The sequence below is a fragment of the Bacteroides sp. 14(A) genome, assembly GCF_000526555.1.
GTDB classification, from domain to species: Bacteria; Bacteroidota; Bacteroidia; order Bacteroidales; family Bacteroidaceae; genus Bacteroides; species Bacteroides cellulosilyticus.
In genome coordinates this window covers 1394665-1412685 of the sequence record NZ_JAGH01000002.1, presented here as the reverse complement: position 1 = coordinate 1412685, position 18021 = coordinate 1394665, and the positions used below count along the sequence as shown (strand labels likewise).

General features: G+C 41.6%; 8 protein-coding genes. 5 read left to right on the top strand and 3 right to left on the bottom strand.

The features are described from left to right. Positions 1 to 235 precede the first annotated feature (235 nt). Positions 236 to 3436 (top strand): leucine-rich repeat protein, encoded by a 3201-nt coding sequence (locus K429_RS0112615; protein ID WP_026367150.1) that lies wholly within the window; start codon positions 236 to 238, stop codon positions 3434 to 3436. Between the two features lie 13 nt (positions 3437 to 3449). After that, positions 3450 to 9818, top strand: coding sequence for a T9SS type A sorting domain-containing protein (locus K429_RS0112610; protein WP_026367149.1), 6369 nt, complete (start codon positions 3450 to 3452; stop codon positions 9816 to 9818). 579 nt (positions 9819 to 10397) lie between these two features. Here the strand turns inward: K429_RS0112610 and K429_RS0112605 are convergent. The 3 genes from K429_RS0112605 to K429_RS0112595 are packed head-to-tail and all read right to left on the bottom strand — an operon-like array spanning position 10398 to position 12395. After that, positions 10398 to 10706 (bottom strand): hypothetical protein, encoded by a 309-nt coding sequence (locus K429_RS0112605; protein ID WP_007219389.1) that lies wholly within the window; start codon positions 10704 to 10706, stop codon positions 10398 to 10400. Continuing rightward, positions 10693 to 10911 (bottom strand): hypothetical protein, encoded by a 219-nt coding sequence (locus K429_RS0112600; RefSeq protein WP_007219388.1) that lies wholly within the window; start codon positions 10909 to 10911, stop codon positions 10693 to 10695. The genes K429_RS0112605 and K429_RS0112600 overlap by 14 nt, the downstream gene beginning before the upstream one ends. Next, complete coding sequence (locus K429_RS0112595) at positions 10899 to 12395, bottom strand: hypothetical protein (RefSeq protein WP_197031241.1); 1497 nt, start codon at positions 12393 to 12395, stop codon at positions 10899 to 10901. The genes K429_RS0112600 and K429_RS0112595 overlap by 13 nt, the downstream gene beginning before the upstream one ends. 1498 nt (positions 12396 to 13893) lie before the next feature. Between K429_RS0112595 and K429_RS0112585 the strand changes: the two genes are divergently transcribed. Genes K429_RS0112585 through K429_RS0112575 form a run of 3 tightly spaced genes read left to right on the top strand, consistent with a single transcriptional unit; the run spans position 13894 to position 18018 of the window. Beyond that, positions 13894 to 15243 (top strand): PEGA domain-containing protein, encoded by a 1350-nt coding sequence (locus K429_RS0112585; protein WP_026367146.1) that lies wholly within the window; start codon positions 13894 to 13896, stop codon positions 15241 to 15243. 26 nt (positions 15244 to 15269) lie between these two features. Then, on the top strand, positions 15270 to 16934 hold the full coding sequence (locus tag K429_RS0112580) for a fibronectin type III domain-containing protein (protein ID WP_026367145.1): 1665 nt from the start codon (positions 15270 to 15272) through the stop codon (positions 16932 to 16934). A 25-nt stretch (positions 16935 to 16959) separates the two neighbouring features. Next, positions 16960 to 18018: a hypothetical protein gene (locus K429_RS0112575; protein WP_026367144.1), complete on the top strand. Its 1059-nt coding sequence runs from the start codon at positions 16960 to 16962 to the stop codon at positions 18016 to 18018. The last annotated feature ends 3 nt before the right edge of the window (positions 18019 to 18021 follow it).

Here is an 18021-nt window from a genome sequence, read left to right as displayed (position 1 = left end):
CCAAATAGAGGATAAACATAGAAAAGTAGAAACTAAATGGAAATATAAGATATTTTAGTATAACAATTCATTCCTTTTGCCTCCCAAATACCCACTCAAAGAATTTGTTTCTTTAAATATATTTTATAATATTTGTAGCAAAATCATTCAAAATGGGAGCGAAAACGGCAGACCTGAATGATTAATTAATAAGCATATACAACATTTTACTTCAACATCATAAATTAAATGGCTTATGAAAAAAATTACTACTCTATTAACGGCCATTATCGGAATGGCGCTCATGAACCAAGTATCAGCAACCCATGTCACAGTAGAAGTACCTACTGCCGGGCAACTGAATTCTTTAATACAAGATGCAAACTGTGACAGTATCACCATTTCGGGAAACCTGAATGGAAACGATTTTAGATTTATCCAGAACAATATGCCCAACTTAATATACCTAAACATAGCAAAAGTAATCATACCGGACAATAAAATTCCAAGTTCGGGACTTCAGAGCAAAACAACTTTACAGCAAATCATTCTTCCGGATAACGTAGAAACCATAGGGGAATATGCTTTTGACCGATGTTCGAATCTGAAAAAGGTCACTTTTCCAAAAACATTGACAACAATACTAACACAGGCATTTTCAGAATGTGCCCTTTCGGGAGAGCTAAAGTTGCCAACCATAACTACCCATATAGGTGAGTTAGCATTCGATTATAATCAGATTACCAAAGCCGTCTTACCAGACAGTTTAAAAACAATCGGCTCCGAAGCATTCAGGGGATGCCAATTGTTGCAGGAAGTCGTATTCCCAGAAAAACTGACCACCATCGGCCAATACGCCTTTTACGACTGTATCCGTCTGCATACCGGTACGTTAAAAAGCAAAACCCCTCCGGAAATATTCAACCAGACATTCAACTATACGAAAACATTTTATGTGCCGGAAGGTAGCGGAGATGTTTACTCCAAAAGCCCTAATTGGTCAAATTTAATAGTAATCAATGGGAATACTCCGAGAAAAGTAACTGTAACCTTGACCGCAGCCGGAACTTTAGGAGAAGAAATCCTTAAACAGGTGGATTATGTAACCGATGTAAACGAATTAGTGATAAACGGCCCACTAAATGACGACGACTTTTATCAAATAAAACAACGAACCACCCATTTGATTTCTATTGACATGACGGGAGCCACCATAGAATCATTGCCCGAGAGTTTCTTCTACGAGAGAGCCGCATTACTTGACATAAAACTCCCTGCTACTCTAAAAAGTATCGGAAGATATGCTTTTTACCGATGCTACGGATTGACTCAAATAACTATACCAGAAGGGGTCACGAGTATTAAAGATCATTCTTTTGAGCAATGCCTCTCGCTGAAAGAAATTAAATTGCCGACAAGTCTGACGGAAATTCAGGAGTATGCTTTCCAGGATTGTAAAAGTCTGGAAAATATTGAATTTCCCGCTAATGTAACCAATATCTCCCCCGGAACTTTTTACAATTGCACCGCACTGCAACGAGTAAAATTCCCGGCCAATCTGAATAACATCTCACACTATGCATTTTATCAATGTTCAGTATTAGAGAAGGCAAACTTATCCGAAGGACTCATAAATATAGATTACAATGCGTTCTATCAATGTACTGCATTAAAAGAAGTATCTTTTCCCTCAACTCTGGCAACATTAAAAGATCAAGCCTTTCGTCGTTGCACAAGTCTGACAGAAATCACTTTGCCCGCTTCACTGACTTATTGCTATCATCCATTTTATGAATGTCACAATATCAAGAAAGTTACCTGCCTGGCATCCGTACCGCCTACATTAGAAAACGACTATGATATTCTCTATGGTGTAGATAAATCCAATACAGAACTCTTGGTGCCTTTCTGGTCCGTAAACAGCTATAAACTGGCCCCAGGTTGGGATGCATTTCCTACAATCAATCCGCTGAATTATGAAACAGACCTCATCAACGTGCCCGGCGAACTGGTTATAGCGGCAGACATCCGCTTCAAAAACAATCCAACTGTATCGGTATTTGATAACGGCCAACTGACCGTCAGAGGCACCGATGCACTCTCCATGAAGAAGTACACCCAAAGCCACACTCTTAGTGGATATGACGACAATAATTGGTCCTACCGCAACCCCGTTTATACGAACTTGCTCAGCGAGTCCGGAGCCATGCGTGCCGACAGTGTCATCTACAAGTTGAATCTGAAAAGAGAGTACTGGCAGTTTATCACGCTTCCTTTCGATGTGAACAGGGCAGATATGCAAGTGGACAACGATGCCCTCTTTGTCATCCGCTACTATGACGGTAAAGCACGAGCCAACGGTGAAACCGGCAACTGGAAAGACGTACCCGCTGACGGAACGTTACAAGCTGGAACCGGCTATATCATCCAAGCCAACAAACAAACCCAACTCACTCTGAAAGCCATCAACAATGACAACAAGAACCGGCTCTTCTCTGGCAATGCCTTAAAACGAACACTGAATGAGTACGCCTCCGAGTTCGCTCACAATGCCAGCTGGAACTTCATAGGCAACCCCTATCCATGCTTCTATGACATTTATTACATGGACTACACCTCTCCCATTACAATATGGGACACCCGTAACCGGACTTACACCGCTGTCTCAACCGAAGACGATAACTACATACTCAGTCCGATGCAGGCATTCTTCATTCAGAAGCCGGTGGAAATGAAAGAAATCAGTTTCTCTGCCGAAGGCCGCCAACTGAATGCCACTGTACGCCAACGCACCACGACCCGTTCCACCGTTTCGCCGAACCGTACCGTCTTCAATTTCACTTTGAACGATGACACTTATACCGACCGTACCCGTGTAGTTATCAATCCCGAAGCAAGCATGGATTATGAAATGTCCCGCGACGCCGCCAAATTCATGAGCGACGACAAAGACGTGCCACAACTCTTCACATTGGACGCTACTGGCAGATATTACGCCATCAACGAACGACCGTTGAGCAACGGAACTGTCTCCGTAGGCATTTACGCAGGAAAAGCCGGCACATATACCCTGAGTCTGGCAGACGCCACGGTTACAGCCGACGAAGTGATATTAACAGATAAGCTGACAGGAAGCAAAACGCGTCTCGACCTCGACAGCTATACCTTTACGACAGAAGCCGGCTTCTGCACCGACCGCTTCGAACTGCGTCTGACTACCCGTACCATTACCGGAGTAGAAGAAACTCAGGACACGAATACCGCCCAAGTGACGGCAGGAGCCGGACAAATCTTAATATCTGCGCAACCGGGAGATGAAATGAGGGTCTGCAATGTCACCGGACAAGTCATTGAGCATCGGATATTGACACAGTCATCAATCTCCCTCCCCGTCGCACCGGGCTTCTACATCGTAACCATCGGTAAAGAGACATTTAAAATTATGGTAACCAAATAAAAACAGAACATCCATGAAATATATACTCAGCCTATTCATTGCTCTCTGGAGCATCGCGGCGTGGGGACAAGAAGGAGGGGATGGGTTCAACCCCTCCAACCCCGGCGAACCGGGCCAGAGATACAATTTGACGGTCAACGTCACCCCCGACGAGGCAGGCAGTACCTCACCTTCGGGGAAGCAGCAATACGCTTTGGGAGAATCTGTTTATCTCAGCGCCAATGCCAACAACTATTACCAGTTTGTCGGTTGGATACAGGACGGAGATACAATTTCCCGCAACCGCTCTTTCAATTATACCATGCCGGCAAAGAATACGGCCATAACCGCTGTGTTCAAAGCTACAGATAGCTTCAACCCCGACAATCCCGACGATCCGTCGCAGGAAGTCATCAAATACAAACTGGTGCTGACGGCCTCTCCGGCCGAAGGAGGAAGTTTCAATATCACTTCAGGAGAACGTTTCAGTGAAGGAGCTTCGATTTCAGTCTATGCCTATCCGAACAGCAACTATCAGTTTGAGGGGTGGAAACAGGGAGATAAATTACTGTCTACGGAAGGAGTATATTCGTTCGTAATGGGGAAAGAAGACGTTTCCATCACCGGTTTATTCCACTTTAATCCGGCAAACCCGGGAAATCCGGGAGCCAATCACTGGGATGCGGAAACAGGCGAACTGATTATTGACGACTTCACTCCGGGAAGCATCATGAATGCCGTAGACCAAGTAACCGGTGGTTCAAACAACTATGGCAAAGTTTCGATGGTCATTATCAGCGGTCAGATGAATAGTCATGACTTCGGCATCGTAGATAGGTTGAACAACTGTACATTGATTGACCTAAGCCGAACAGGCGGATATACGGAAATTCCCCCATATGCATTCGACAATACTAATTTATCAACGGCTATCCTACCTGCCTGTACAGAAAAAATAGGCTACCATGCTTTCGGAAATTGCAAAAATCTGACAGACATCAGTTGTTACGCCATCACCCCGCCGATAGCGGATGAACGTGCCTTTGAAGGAATTGCCGAAAATGCCGTCATTCGTGTTCTGTCCTCTTCCATTCCACTCTATGCAGAGGCTGCGGTTTGGAAAGACTTTACCATTCTACCACTGACTGAAGATGTCAGAACGTTGGAGGTGAACCTCCCTGTCGGAAGTGAGAGCACTTACAAGAACATGACTATAGAATTACAAAACTTGCAGAACGGCCAGAAACAACGCTACGTTGTATCCGACCGCATCACTTACACTTTCAACGGACTACTGAAAAACTGCACTTATAATGTTTATCTGAAAACTCCTGCAGATGTAGTGTTGGGACAAATAGAGAAGATTGAAATAAAAGAGGAGAACCAGTCCGTTACTTTCAGTTCACTGCTAACCCTGCTCGACGTAAACTTGAAAGTGCAAACGCCAGATGGAACAGATGTTACCGATCAGACACAAGTCACATGGTTGAATGACCAACAGACATATTTATCACAAGGCAGTTCGCTGAAAGCACAAACAGCAGGGACGAAGTTGAACTACCGAATCGTATTAAATCAGAATTTAGGGATGCAATACGTAACACCGGAGAATCAAACTTATAGTGTAAAAGAAGAAGAGAACCAGCTGGTTTACACTCTAATTCCCATCGAAATGCTGACTGTTTCGGGACTTGTCAAAAATGCCAATAGTGATGCATTATCGGGAGCTGTTATCTCCATCTCCCAAAAGTTAAACGGCAAGTACTCAAAATCTTTTATAACACAAACCGATACCAAAGGGAAGTTCGAACTGGATGTCTTTAATGATGAAAGTACGATTTCGGTTTCTGCTACTGACTATATCAGCCAGACACTGACGAAAGCAAACTTCAACGCGGGAGCAGATTTGGGAACGGTTGAACTGAAAGCCATATCCGGCACAACAATCAACCTGAACCTCACCTATACCCCCAGCGTAGCAACTGATGAGGAAGCCAGAACAGAGAATTGGTATTCCGATTATGCCAATATAGCTTATACTATATATAATGAGACACAAGAAAAAGAAATCACCAATTTCTCAGTACAATATCCTTCCATTGTGCTTTTGGAAGAAGTGGCAGCGGGTGACCGGCTCCGCATCATCGCTAGCAGTAAAAACGGAGCTTTCCGTTCCGTAACAGCCACCGCAACAGTGGACGAGAATGCAGAGAAAGCAAACGTTTTGCTCAACATTATAGCATTGGGCGGTATTAGCGCTTCCTACACCGATACTGACAATACCGATATAGTAGGGATCCTCTACGACAGTAAAGGAGAATTACTAAAGAAATATACTTACTTCAATCAATGCCTTTCCATCAGCAATCTCTCTGACGGGAAATATACCCTGGTCAGTATGGTCAACAGCGCTTTCTTCAATTCTATTTTGAAGATATCCCAACTGGCCGCATCCGGACTGACGGAAGGAACAGATTATGTACAAAACACCGTAACCGTAAAAAGCGGCATTCTCTCTTCCATTACTAACAGTCATATTCCAATGCTGGATGAAAGTAAGCTTTATTACACGGGAGATAATACGTCATTTACTGCCAACAAAGCCTCCATCGTAGCCGGTAATTATCTGACGTTAAAAGGGAAAATTGATTTTAAAGAAGAGTACACCGCTTCGGTCAGCAACGTACAGCTGATAGTTGACCTACCTGAAACGTCTTTATATGTGGAAAACTCAGCCATGACAGGCAGCAACATAGCGAGTTATACTTTGGACAATAATCGACTAACAATTCCATTACACAACTACACCGAGTTGGTTCGTTTCTGTGTAATCCCAACTGCCTCCGGTGAGTACATCCCCAATGCTTTTGTACAGTTTACGCTGAACGGGAAAGAAATATTGCAACCTATTGGAGCCGCCACCTGTACAATAAAGGACTTGTCCATCTCCATACCATCAACTGTAGCTAAGAAAACTTTTTCAATCAATGGCACAGCTATTGGAAAATCAGAAGTCGAGATTTACGATAACGGCATATTAATAGGCCAAACAACCTCATTAGCTAATGGACTATGGTACACCACATGCGAACTTTATAACGCAAAGAATCTATCTTCGCACGATATCTACGCTAAGATTAGAACCAAAGACGGAGCAGAGTTACAAACAGAAACTTGTCCTGTGCTCTATAATGAGAACGCAATAGAGGTATCTAAAGTAACGATGATTAATATTGCCCACGGAGCCTCTTCGCTGGATCTATTAGAATATGTGACGACTTTTGACTTCATTAATCCGATAACCTCTGCCCAAACATATTGGTATTGGCCTAATTATCCGGATTTTACCTTCAAGATTGATTTCACCAATAATAGTCCGGAAATAATAACAAATGTTGCACTTCATGTGAAAACCTCTTCCAATAATATCGTCCGCATACCCGCAAGCTATAATCAGACTAAGGATATTTGGGTTGCAACTCATCCATTCCAGTCAGAAGCATTGCCTGTAAACCTGAGCGTAACCTACGATTACATCGATTATAGTATGTGCGACTCATTGGCTTACATCAACACGTTAGAAAAGAATATAGGGATTCCTGTAATAGAAGATTATGACGATACAGACGACATATTTACCTACTCTATGAAGTCAAAATCCAGCGACATCGCCCTTAAATGCTTTTTTATTAAAACGGATATAAAGAATAAAGAGGCAATAACAAAGAAAATAGCAAATTCAACATTCAAATTATGCATAGAAAAAGGTCCGTTCAAGTATTATGTGAATGATACAGATGCTTATCAGATAACAAGAGAAACAAGCGACAGCCTGTTCGTTTATGCATATTTCGGCTATGATGATGTCCAATCATACAAGGATTATGTGACTCTATTCGGAAAGAATATAAACACCACAACAAGGATAGCCGGCTTTGATCCCGGAAGTGATCGGATTGCTCCCTCAACGGACCGGTTAAACCAATGGCGGGATCATATCATTCAAGGGGCAATAGACGAAGCTAACAGAAAATTGAAATGCGCAGACGATATCACAAACATAAATCTGCACTCAGATATCATGCATTTAAGGCAATGCGTAGGTTTCTCTTTAGGTAGTTTCTTAGCACATTCAGCAAATCTCATCAGTTCATCAAGCGGACGTCCTGAGAATGTTATTGATGCAGGAAATACCCTTTGGGGTGCCGCCGACGCTGCAAGTAGTTTTGGGGATGGAATGCAGGATTTAACAAGGGCAGGACATGCCTACCTACAACGGATTCATGATGCCCCCGATTGTCCAGATGACAACGGTGGAAAAGGAAGCGATTCCGGAGAATCAGGCAACCCAAATCCCAATTACGTAATGGACCCATCCGGCTATGTCTACGAAGCTGTTGCCAGTAACCGCCTGCAAGGCGTAACCGCCACTTGTTACTACAAAGAAATGGTGGAAGACATGTATGGCGACCTGCACGAGAATATTGTACTTTGGGATGCTGCCGAGTATGCTCAGGAGAATCCACTATTCACAGACGAAAACGGTATGTATGCCTGGGACGTCCCCCAAGGTCTCTGGCAAGTGAAATTTGAAAAAGAAGGCTACCAGACAACTTACAGTGAATGGCTCCCCGTTCCTCCCCCGCAGTTGGAAGTGAACATTGGCATGGTACAAACCGCACAGCCTACCGTAACAGCCATACGTGGTTATGAGACAGGCATAGAAATTGATTTTAGCAAGTTCATGCTGCCCGAAACCATGACTGCCGAGTTCATCACCCTTACTCGCAACGGAGAAGCGGTAGCAGGAGAAGTGACTTTCAAGAACGCCGAAGCAAACCCACAAAACAAGAATGAGCAATTCGTTTCGAAAGTGCGCTTTGTCCCTGCCGATGCTCTGGCTACCACCGACAAAGTGATACTGACTGTCAGCAAACGTGTGAAGAGCTATGCCGGCATACAAATGGAAAGTGATTATAGCCAAGAGATAGCCATTGAAAAAGAGCCCAAGGCAGTGGTCGCTTCCGAGATTGAAGTGGTGTACAATGAAACGGCTGAAATTACAGTAACCGTAGAACCGGCAGAAGCCTCAACAGGCAAGAAAGTGACCGCAACTTCCGTTTCCTCCACCATTGCTGCCATAGAACCGGCAGAAGCCACATTGAATAAAGAAGGCAAAGCCACCTTCACTATATCAGGCGAGCTCCCGGGACAAACTATGATACAGTTTGCCGTCGAAGGTATGGACATGAAACCGGAAGTAAAAGTGAGTGTTGTGGAAGCCGGAGAAAAAGAAATCACTCGCAACTACACCCTCTCTATGGGCTGGAACTGGTTCTCTATCAACGTGCAGGATCAGAATCTAAACGATATACCAGCTCTACTCGCTCCCATCAAAGAATCCGTCCTCATCCTAAAAGGACAAAACGGAGAACTGACGAACAAAAATGAAAATGATTGGGAAGGTTCATTGAACAGTCTGAGCACTACTCAAGCTTACAAGATAAAGATGAAGAAAGAGGCAACTCTTGAACTGACCGGAAAGGGGGCAGATCCGACAAGCAACACCATTACCCTAAACCAGGGCTGGAACTGGATAGGTTATATTCCTACCGTCACTTTACCATTGGAGCAAGCCTTGCAAAATCTGCAAGCTGAAGAGAATGACCTTATCAAAGGCTTGGACAGCTTTGCCATATACGATGGAAGTACATGGACAGGCAGCCTACCCCACCTGCTTCCCGGTGAAGGTTATATGTACTATTCTCAATCAGTGAAGTCTTTCAACTATACTGCGAATGGTACAGAATCAGAACCATCCACTCCATCAGCACAATGGAGTTATGACATTCACCAGTCCGAAGACAACATGATTGCCATAGCCGAGCTTTACAACGGAGAGCAAAAAGCTGAAATAGGGAAATTCCTTGTCGGTGTATTTGTGGGCGATGAATGTAGAGGTATAGCCGTTGAAAAAGACGGTTATCTATTTATCACTGCACATGGAGAGCAAACCGATGGCAAACTGACCCTACGTGCCTTCGACACCGCCGACCAGCAGGAATACAACGTCAAGGAAGAAATAGAATGGAGCGGTACACTGACGGGCAGTTTAACCACTCCTGTCAGCCTGCATATAGGCGAAGCAACCGGAATTACTCCTATTTCGGAAGGACTGTTGGTTTATCCAAGTCCCGTACGCCACCGCTTATATATTCGGGGAGATATTGGCAACATTGAAGAAGTACGCATCTCTGATACTGCGGGGCAAACACTGATATTGGACAAACAGGTGATTCCCAACGAAGGAATCAATGTTTCTTCACTGAGTAAAGGGATTTACTTCATAATCATAAAAACCGGTAATGAGGTTATACAACAGAAATTTATGAAGATAGATTAAGCCTGTCTCTCTTTATTACACTTCTCTTAAAAGTCTCCCTCCGATACATAATCCGAAGGGAGACTTTTTTGTACCGACCTTTAAAAGTCATAAACCGGCAAGCATATGTTACATAGATTCTAATGATAAACAAATCAGCGGGAGTGGTCATTAAATGACAGTTTATTTATATACAAAGAGTTTATACACGCTTTTACTTGCACGCTTACACTATCCGCCATAAACGACTGATAAACAGCCCAAAATCAGTGGTGGCAGCAACTTTTATTTAAGTGCAGGCAATTTTGCTTGCACTACGCACGTCGTCCTGACACGATACTCTCACCGCAATCGCATTACAGTCACCAATATCTTAACCTACATAATTCATACGCAGGAGTTAGAGGAGTTAAAGAAATTATCAGCCAACAAGTTGGCTTAGGAGTTAAAGCCAATAGTATTGACATCGGTAAAAAGAACTATCGGCTTTAACTCCTACTATGAACGAATCATATTAAATCTTTTCTTGATTCAAAATAATAATTTGAACATGACAGTAACCTGCTATCATGAAATGAGATAAGATAAAAAATAAGGATTTTACTTTTTCAGATGAACTCCGGGTTTATGAAAAAGCATCACAATCATAGATATAATCATAACCACAACTCCTATCAAAGAACCTGCATAATTAAATTCCGTTTCTCCAAAAGACAATTTCAATAACATCCCGTCATCACGAATATCCAAAACACAAAGAGTAAAACCCAAGAGAGCAAATACGAGCAATATAATCTTAGTAAATAAGTTATTGTTGTATTCACTCTTTATTCCTAATTCATTTACTTCAGGTGGCTGACCCTCAGAAATAAATACACTTTTCTTCTTTTTCTTTTTAAAAATTCGCATTGCCTGTCAAGCCTTTCAATTCTCTCTGTCTCATAAGTTTTACAGAATTCAATTGCTTTACGGTCGCAGTTTTTTGAGCAGAAGAAAAAGCCTTAGATATTCTCGTATCAATGCGGACAGTTGCCTCATGCGACAAAGATGTTACAGCACCCTTCTTTTCCTGCGCCGCAACATAAGTTGAATAAGTACTTTTTAATCTTGCCATTTAGTATGTTCTCCTTTCAAATTGCGGTCAAAGGTATAAAAAATATCTTTGTTTCCCATAAATTGCTTGTATATTTTTCTGTGATACTGACTATTATCTACTGTTCTAACAATTATTCTGTCTGAAAGTTTAGCCATAATGAAGTAATTCAACGATGCATTTCCTTCTGTCGCATCAAAAAGCATAATGTTACTCACAGGAGTTCTCTTGGGGTCTTTTATCACCGTATCTTCAGTGTCTATCATTTCGCATACCCATACAAAACGAGGCATTGCCATGCAGACGAAATGCTCCCGTGAATCTTTATTGTTGGCTTGCGTAATATATTCCTTATAGGAACGGGAAGTAGTTAGAAAACATCGATAAATATATTTAGTGTCTTCCTTTTTTATTTTCAAACCAGGGATTCCCTCTTCCAGACTTTTTATGACTTCGTCTATTTGAATCATTTCAGCATCCAAATATATTTTTTCATATAATGGTACAATGAAAGAAGTTATTTCTTCATTATAACCAATAAGTTTATATGGTCTTTCATTATCGTTTATTGTTACCAATTTAACATTATCTTCACCAATCTTATTTTCTTTCCCGATAACAAGATAAGTATGATCACTGGTACAAGTTATAATAGGGAAACCTGATTCTATGTATATATACAATAACCTTTTAAATTCATCGTTACTGTAAACCTCATAGTCTGCATCTTCTTTTTGACGTGTATAAGTGCGTATGCCAAAACCTATTTTTCTCAGAACAAATGAAATCATGTCGGATGGTAGTCCTCGTGATGGAAGCTGCCTCTCATTGCTGTATCTTGACAAAATTTTAATTATTTGAGATGGAAGGAGTTGACTGTATTTATTGTACTTATGAGAAAAATAATCCATCATCATCATTAAAGAAATTTCCGCACATGACACAGCTTCACCGTCCTGACCACAAAACGGGAATCCGGTAACAGACAACTTTCGCCCATAGACAGAAACATCTTTCTTGCATAAGCAACAAACAAATTCACGCTCCTCAAAAAGAGCAGGAGATAAAAACGTATAACCTACAACGCGACGTACAGTCGGTCTCAAAACCATATATCCATAAAATTTATCGGAAAGATTCAGATCGTAAAAGTTGTGTTCGTTTACATCATCCGAAAAGAATGATATTCTGAAACAATAGCGACTATAATCACAGTGCTTTTTAGAATAAAAAGAGTAATAAGTATCTCTATAGTAAACATCAATGTACGGATATTCAATGCAGCAAATGATATCTTGCCGCATATCTTTAATCATCCTTCTTATACCTATGCCAACCTTATCGTCAGGAACTTTTAATTCATCAGAAACCAACGAAATAAAAGCTTCATCCTGTAGATAATTTATATTGCAAAATGAGAATGTTATATTTTCTGTTGACAAAGGCTGTTCTTCAACAACGCTTTCGTCATACATTTCAAGTTTGCAGCCATGTCTGTTTTTCATAAAATGCATTATAGTAGCTTTCGCTTTTTGAAAAAGATTCATATAAGAGATACGTTTAACAAATTACAAATTTAATTATTTTCTTATTTATCGACTATTATTTATTCAAAAATATTGTAAGATTTCTTGTTTCAGTTTTTTCATCCATTATTAGAATACCCTGTTTATCAGCTTTTAGGCTAAAGACAGCAAAAAACACTATATATGGGTACCATTGGATATATAGATACAACGCGTCCGATATATAGACGCAACATGCCCATAGTTAACAAACAAGAACAATGACACTAATATCCCTATTTCACAAGCATAAAGATGTCATTATGCGAATTCCGCTAACACACGCTTGAATTAAAAAGACTCTTCCAGCACAATGAATCCTCATTTTCCTTGAAATAGACCATCTGTTTGCCTAAAACTAATGATGTAATTGGGCAAAACTAACCATGTAATTGGATAAAACTAATAATGTAATGGAGTAAAACTAACGATGTAATTTACAAGATGGCTACACCATTCGGTGCAAAAGGTGTAGTCATCTTGCTAAAAGGGTGACACCATCCGGGGAAAAGGGTGTAGCCCTCCTCCAAAGCCGATTTATTCTGTCTATTTGAATACGAAGCCGGATCATTCGGCATCTTCCTTTTTGCTGCAATTACATCAAAGATGAAGATTATTTGGAATAAAATAGAGCATAAGAAGAACATTGCGACTCCTTTTCTTTACAGACAATACTCATCGTGCACTTTCACCAAACGTTATCCTTGCGTTTTTTCTTCTTTCCCTCCGGTAGGGCTTGAAAGAAAACATTCTCACGCATTAGGATTATCACTTTGTCAATCTGTCAGATTGATAAAGTATGGCATCACTGAGTGATTTTTGGATGATTCAGCTCATACACCGGAAGTTTCAGCCGTAAAGCCGTCAAATGAGGCGATTCGGGAAAATCTGAAAGAACTGTAAGAAGAAAAGTAGATTTATAGAAAGACAAATCAAAGCGCAGATTCAGAGGGACAGTCGCCATACCCGGACATTACCGAATACGGTTTCATAGACAAACAGCATTATATCCATACTAAGTGGTCGATATAACAGATTATACAGAAAAAATACAGCAGACATTAACAGAAGTTCCACTATTTATAATAAAAAATTATCCAAAGGGAGTTCTTTATTAAGAAAATTTATCCTACATTTGTACCAAGTCTTGCTGCTTATAGAGATAGGTGACGCATAAGACTATAAAATGTGAGTTTACGAACGCAAGAAGCGAAAGTTATTGTTCCACCCTTAGAATCTGGAAAATTCAACCTCGGAGCAATAGCAACAGTTTCTTCACGTCTACGTTATATTATATAACATAGGCGTGAGGGCTGTTGTTCATCCGGGGTAAGGTATTCCAGAACCTTAAGGGTAGATGAACAGAAACGGTCCTCACGCTTTTTTATATAGTAACCTCCGCCGGAGAGGATAGACGGAAGAAACAGAAAAACACGCTATGACAAACAGGAAAGTCACAAAATGGTTGTCGATAAAATTACTTTTAGTGATAAGTTTGTTCTTCGCTGCAACTGCTACGGAAGCACAAAACAAAATCCAGGTGACTTCATTCAACCGGATGGAAACAGATGTCACCGCCCGGATCACCGCTCCTCAACGAGATCAGAACGGAGAAGTATGTGCACTAATCCGTATCGTTACAATCGAAAAAGACCTAATGTTCGAACCGGATGCACTCGGAATCGTTTCCCGTGAAAACAAGCCCGGAGAAATCTGGCTGTACATTCCTCGCGGAGCACGACGTATTTCCATTATGCACGATAAGTTCGGTGTACTCCGCAATTACTTCTATCCTGACATTATTGAGAAAGCCACTGTCTATGAAATGGAAATACAAGTAGGAGACGGAACGCAGCAAACACCCGCAAACACGAATACCCAACTAATTGTGATGCGTCCCGATCCGGCAACTGCCGATATTTATATCGATGACGAAAAAGTACCGACCGAAAACGGACTGTTCACCGCTACCATGAAAAAAGGCACCCATACCTACAGGGTAGAATCACCCATGTACGCTCCCGAAGCCGGTATTATCGATCTGGGTAGCGAGCAGAAGATCATGAGCGTAACACTGAAACCCCGTTTCGGATATCTGGAAATCTTCTCCCTACCTGAACAGGACGCCAAAGTTTATATAAACAATGAGCTTGCCGGACAGACACCCTACAAGAGTGACCGAATGCCATTACAAGAGTACCGGATACGCATCGAAAAAGATTTTTTCTTCCCGATGGACAGTACTGTCACCATTTTCGCTGGCAAGACGAGCAGCCTTACCTTTAAAATGAAGTCCACCATCAAGCCTAAAGAGCCACGACGCACGCTGGTAATGGCGGAAGTCGGCTATCATCCTTCACAGATTTCTTTTGGCGCCATGGTCGGCATTGTCAGTAAGAACGGAGCATATCTACGCTTCCGCAGCGACTTCGGTTCGGCATCCACCGAACTGGAATGCGATGATACAGGGGCATTGGCCAATGGCACGGGTACACCTTATTATAAAGAAGGTGTCACTAACAAAGCACGCATGTCTATCACCGCAGGCTATTTACGTCAAATCATCAAACCGCTATACGCCTACATTGGCGCAGGATACGGCAACCGGGTTCTGGCATGGGAAACGATAGACGGTGAACTAGTAAAGAACACCGACCACTCCGCCACAGGCGTAGCCGCTGAACTTGGCGCCATCGGACGACTGGGACAATTTGCGGTATCCGTGGGATTCCAAACCGTCAACTTCAAATACCACGAACTCAGCGCAGGCATTGGCTTCTTCTTCTAATTCTTAATTTAACATCCATTTAAACGATGAAAAGATTACAATGTATCATTTGGTGCAGCCTGTTGCTATTCGTGGCAAGCTGTGAAAAAGACACTGAACCTACAAGTTTCGCACCCGCCGTGACGACCGGAAGTGCAGAAGACTTGGACAAACCTGGCATAGATATAACCCTTTCAGGAGAAGTGATAGCCAACCCTAAAAGTACAACCCAAAATGAAGTAGGATTCCTAATCGCTACTTCTGAGGAAATCATTACTTCCGGTAGCGAAAAGGTCATTAAAAAAGCTTCCTCCTCGAATACAGGCAACAAATACCTCTGCGATTTAAAAGAGATGTCACCGGGAACCTATTATTTCTGCATTTACGCCTCCAGCGGATATAACGTAAAACGGGGAGAAATTATATCATTCAGCATCACAGAAAAAACGCCACGTTTAAGCATGGGCAGTATCACAGACAAAGACCTGACCGCCACCAGCGTGAAAGTATCTGCAACCATCACCGACAAACGAGGGTTCGACATCCTCGGACGGGGATTTTGCTGGAGTGCGGAAACCACCGAACCTTCCGTAAACGGAAACAAAGTAGAAATAAAAAAAACAACGGATGCTTTCGACGCTCTTATAGAAGAATTGGAACCGGAAAAGAAATATTATATTCGCGCGTATGCTCTCAATGAAAAAGGAATCGGCTACAGCAATACCATAGAGTGTACTACCCCTGTCAAGCAAACCGTCTCTCTTTCAGTACCGGATTATAGTGACTTGGATGTATCATCCGTACATATTAAATCTATCATCACGGCAGCTGCCGATTTCAATATAATCGAAAAAGGGGCTTGTTACAGCAAAACGGTTACTTCACCGACAATTAATGACGCATCGGTAAAAGATAAATCAGAAGGTAACGCCGTAGATTTCACAGTAACAGGACTTGAAGAAGGTGCAACTTATTATATTAGCGCTTACGCACGTACCCGCGATGGTATGTTCTACAGCACCAGTATTACAGTGAAAACTCAACAAACCTTTAAGCCAACACTCGGCAATCTTCAGGAAATGCAGGTAAATGATGACAATGCGGTCATAAAAGCATCCGTCACAGACGATGGTGGTCTTGCCATCACTAAAAAAGGATTCTGCTGGAGTACAAGTAATTCCGAACCGACCATAGATAATGACTCTGTCATCTCGCCCTCTACCGGCAATAATTTTGAAGCTGTATTGACTAAACTGAAGTATAATACGGAATATTATGTACGAGCTTATGCCATAAACTCAAAAGGAGTAGGATACAGCAGCGCGTTTATTAAGATAAAGACGGGAAGTTCAACCATTGCAACATTAAAAGACATGTCGGCCAATAACCCTACCCCATCTACCCTCGACGTATCCGCAACTGTTTCTACTGACGGAGGAGCAGATATCACAGAACGTGGCTTTGTATATAGTTCCGAAGGAACGCCAAGCGTAGAAGAGTGCGAGAAGAAAATTGTGATAGAAGGAACTATCGGAGAAATGAGCACTACGCTTTCTGGACTGATGGGATATACCAATTATTATATCCGGGCTTACGCCATTAATAAAAATGGAATAGCTTATAGCAGTACGGCTACAGCCAAAACAAAAAAAACAGATCCGAGCATTGACGATCCGGCATTCCCGGGAACAAGAACGATAAAAAAGAAATAAAATATTAACTACTAAATTGAAGATTATGAAGAAGGTATTATTTTCGTTAGTTATGGTTTGTGTTGCGATAAGCAGCGCAAAGGCACAGGATGTCCTTTTGGCGACATTACAGAAAGGAGAAACTACACAGTATTTCTACGGATCGGATGCTTTTAAAGAAGCAATGGAAGTAGCTGAAAATGGGAACACCATTACATTAGGAGCGGGTACATATAATGCTACAGACATCACAAAGGCGGTATCTATCTATGGCAATGGATATGAGATGAGAGCGGATACTACATCGCAGAAAGAAGGAAATATGGCATTTCCAACCCAAATAGCGGGAGAATTTGCAATAGCACTTGAAGCTGTAAATGACACACCGGCTAAAGGGTTATATATAGAAGGTATTTATTCAGCAGACCGTGTCAGAATAATCAAACATTTATCTGCGGCATCATTCGTGAAATGCAGATTTCAGAATCTAACTTTTTGGGATACAGAAAATAAAAATATGACAACATCAGATGGGGTATCCATTATGCATTGCCGCATAGCCGCTTGGTTGGAACCGGGAGATTCACAGAATATGGTGGTTAGTAACAGTATCATTAATTACTTAGGTAGCAATACTACAACATCTTCTATATTGTTGCAGAATAATGTTATTATTCACCCAACAGATGGATTAATTGGAATATTTAAGAATAATATAATGCTTGATGGAATTAGCTATAATGGTTTTGAGTTTAGTAATCATACTCAATCTTCATTAAAAGCAGAATGTAATGCATATAACAACATATGTAGAGACACTTATCTCCTCAAATCTGTTATTGCGCAAAGCTCTAATTATCAAGTAATATTGGAAGGTACACCTTTTCGGGAATATAGCGATGAGTCCAAATATCTCCTTCCCAACGATTGGCTCACCAAATACGTCGGCACAGACGGCACTCAAGTCGGAATATATGGTGGTAGCAGCCCTTTCAATACCATCCTCACCATCCCCACCATTGTATCAAAGAACATTGCCCCTAAAACAGAGAATGGAAAACTGAAAGTCAGTATTACTGTAAAAGTAGGAGATAATACACTGTAAAAG

Bases quoted from the DNA above. Each gene is read 5' to 3' on its own strand.
- K429_RS0112605 (WP_007219389.1), bottom strand. From the start codon at position 10,706: ATGCGAATTTTTAAAAAGAAAAAGAAGAAAAGTGTATTTATTTCTGAG.
- K429_RS0112575 (WP_026367144.1), top strand. From the start codon at position 16,960: ATGAAGAAGGTATTATTTTCGTTAGTTATGGTTTGTGTTGCGATAAGC.
- K429_RS0112615 (WP_026367150.1), top strand. From the start codon at position 236: ATGAAAAAAATTACTACTCTATTAACGGCCATTATCGGAATGGCGCTC.
- K429_RS0112600 (WP_007219388.1), bottom strand. From the start codon at position 10,911: ATGGCAAGATTAAAAAGTACTTATTCAACTTATGTTGCGGCGCAGGAA.
- K429_RS0112610 (WP_026367149.1), top strand. From the start codon at position 3,450: ATGAAATATATACTCAGCCTATTCATTGCTCTCTGGAGCATCGCGGCG.
- K429_RS0112580 (WP_026367145.1), top strand. From the start codon at position 15,270: ATGAAAAGATTACAATGTATCATTTGGTGCAGCCTGTTGCTATTCGTG.
- K429_RS0112585 (WP_026367146.1), top strand. From the start codon at position 13,894: ATGACAAACAGGAAAGTCACAAAATGGTTGTCGATAAAATTACTTTTA.
- K429_RS0112595 (WP_197031241.1), bottom strand. From the start codon at position 12,395: ATGAAAAACAGACATGGCTGCAAACTTGAAATGTATGACGAAAGCGTT.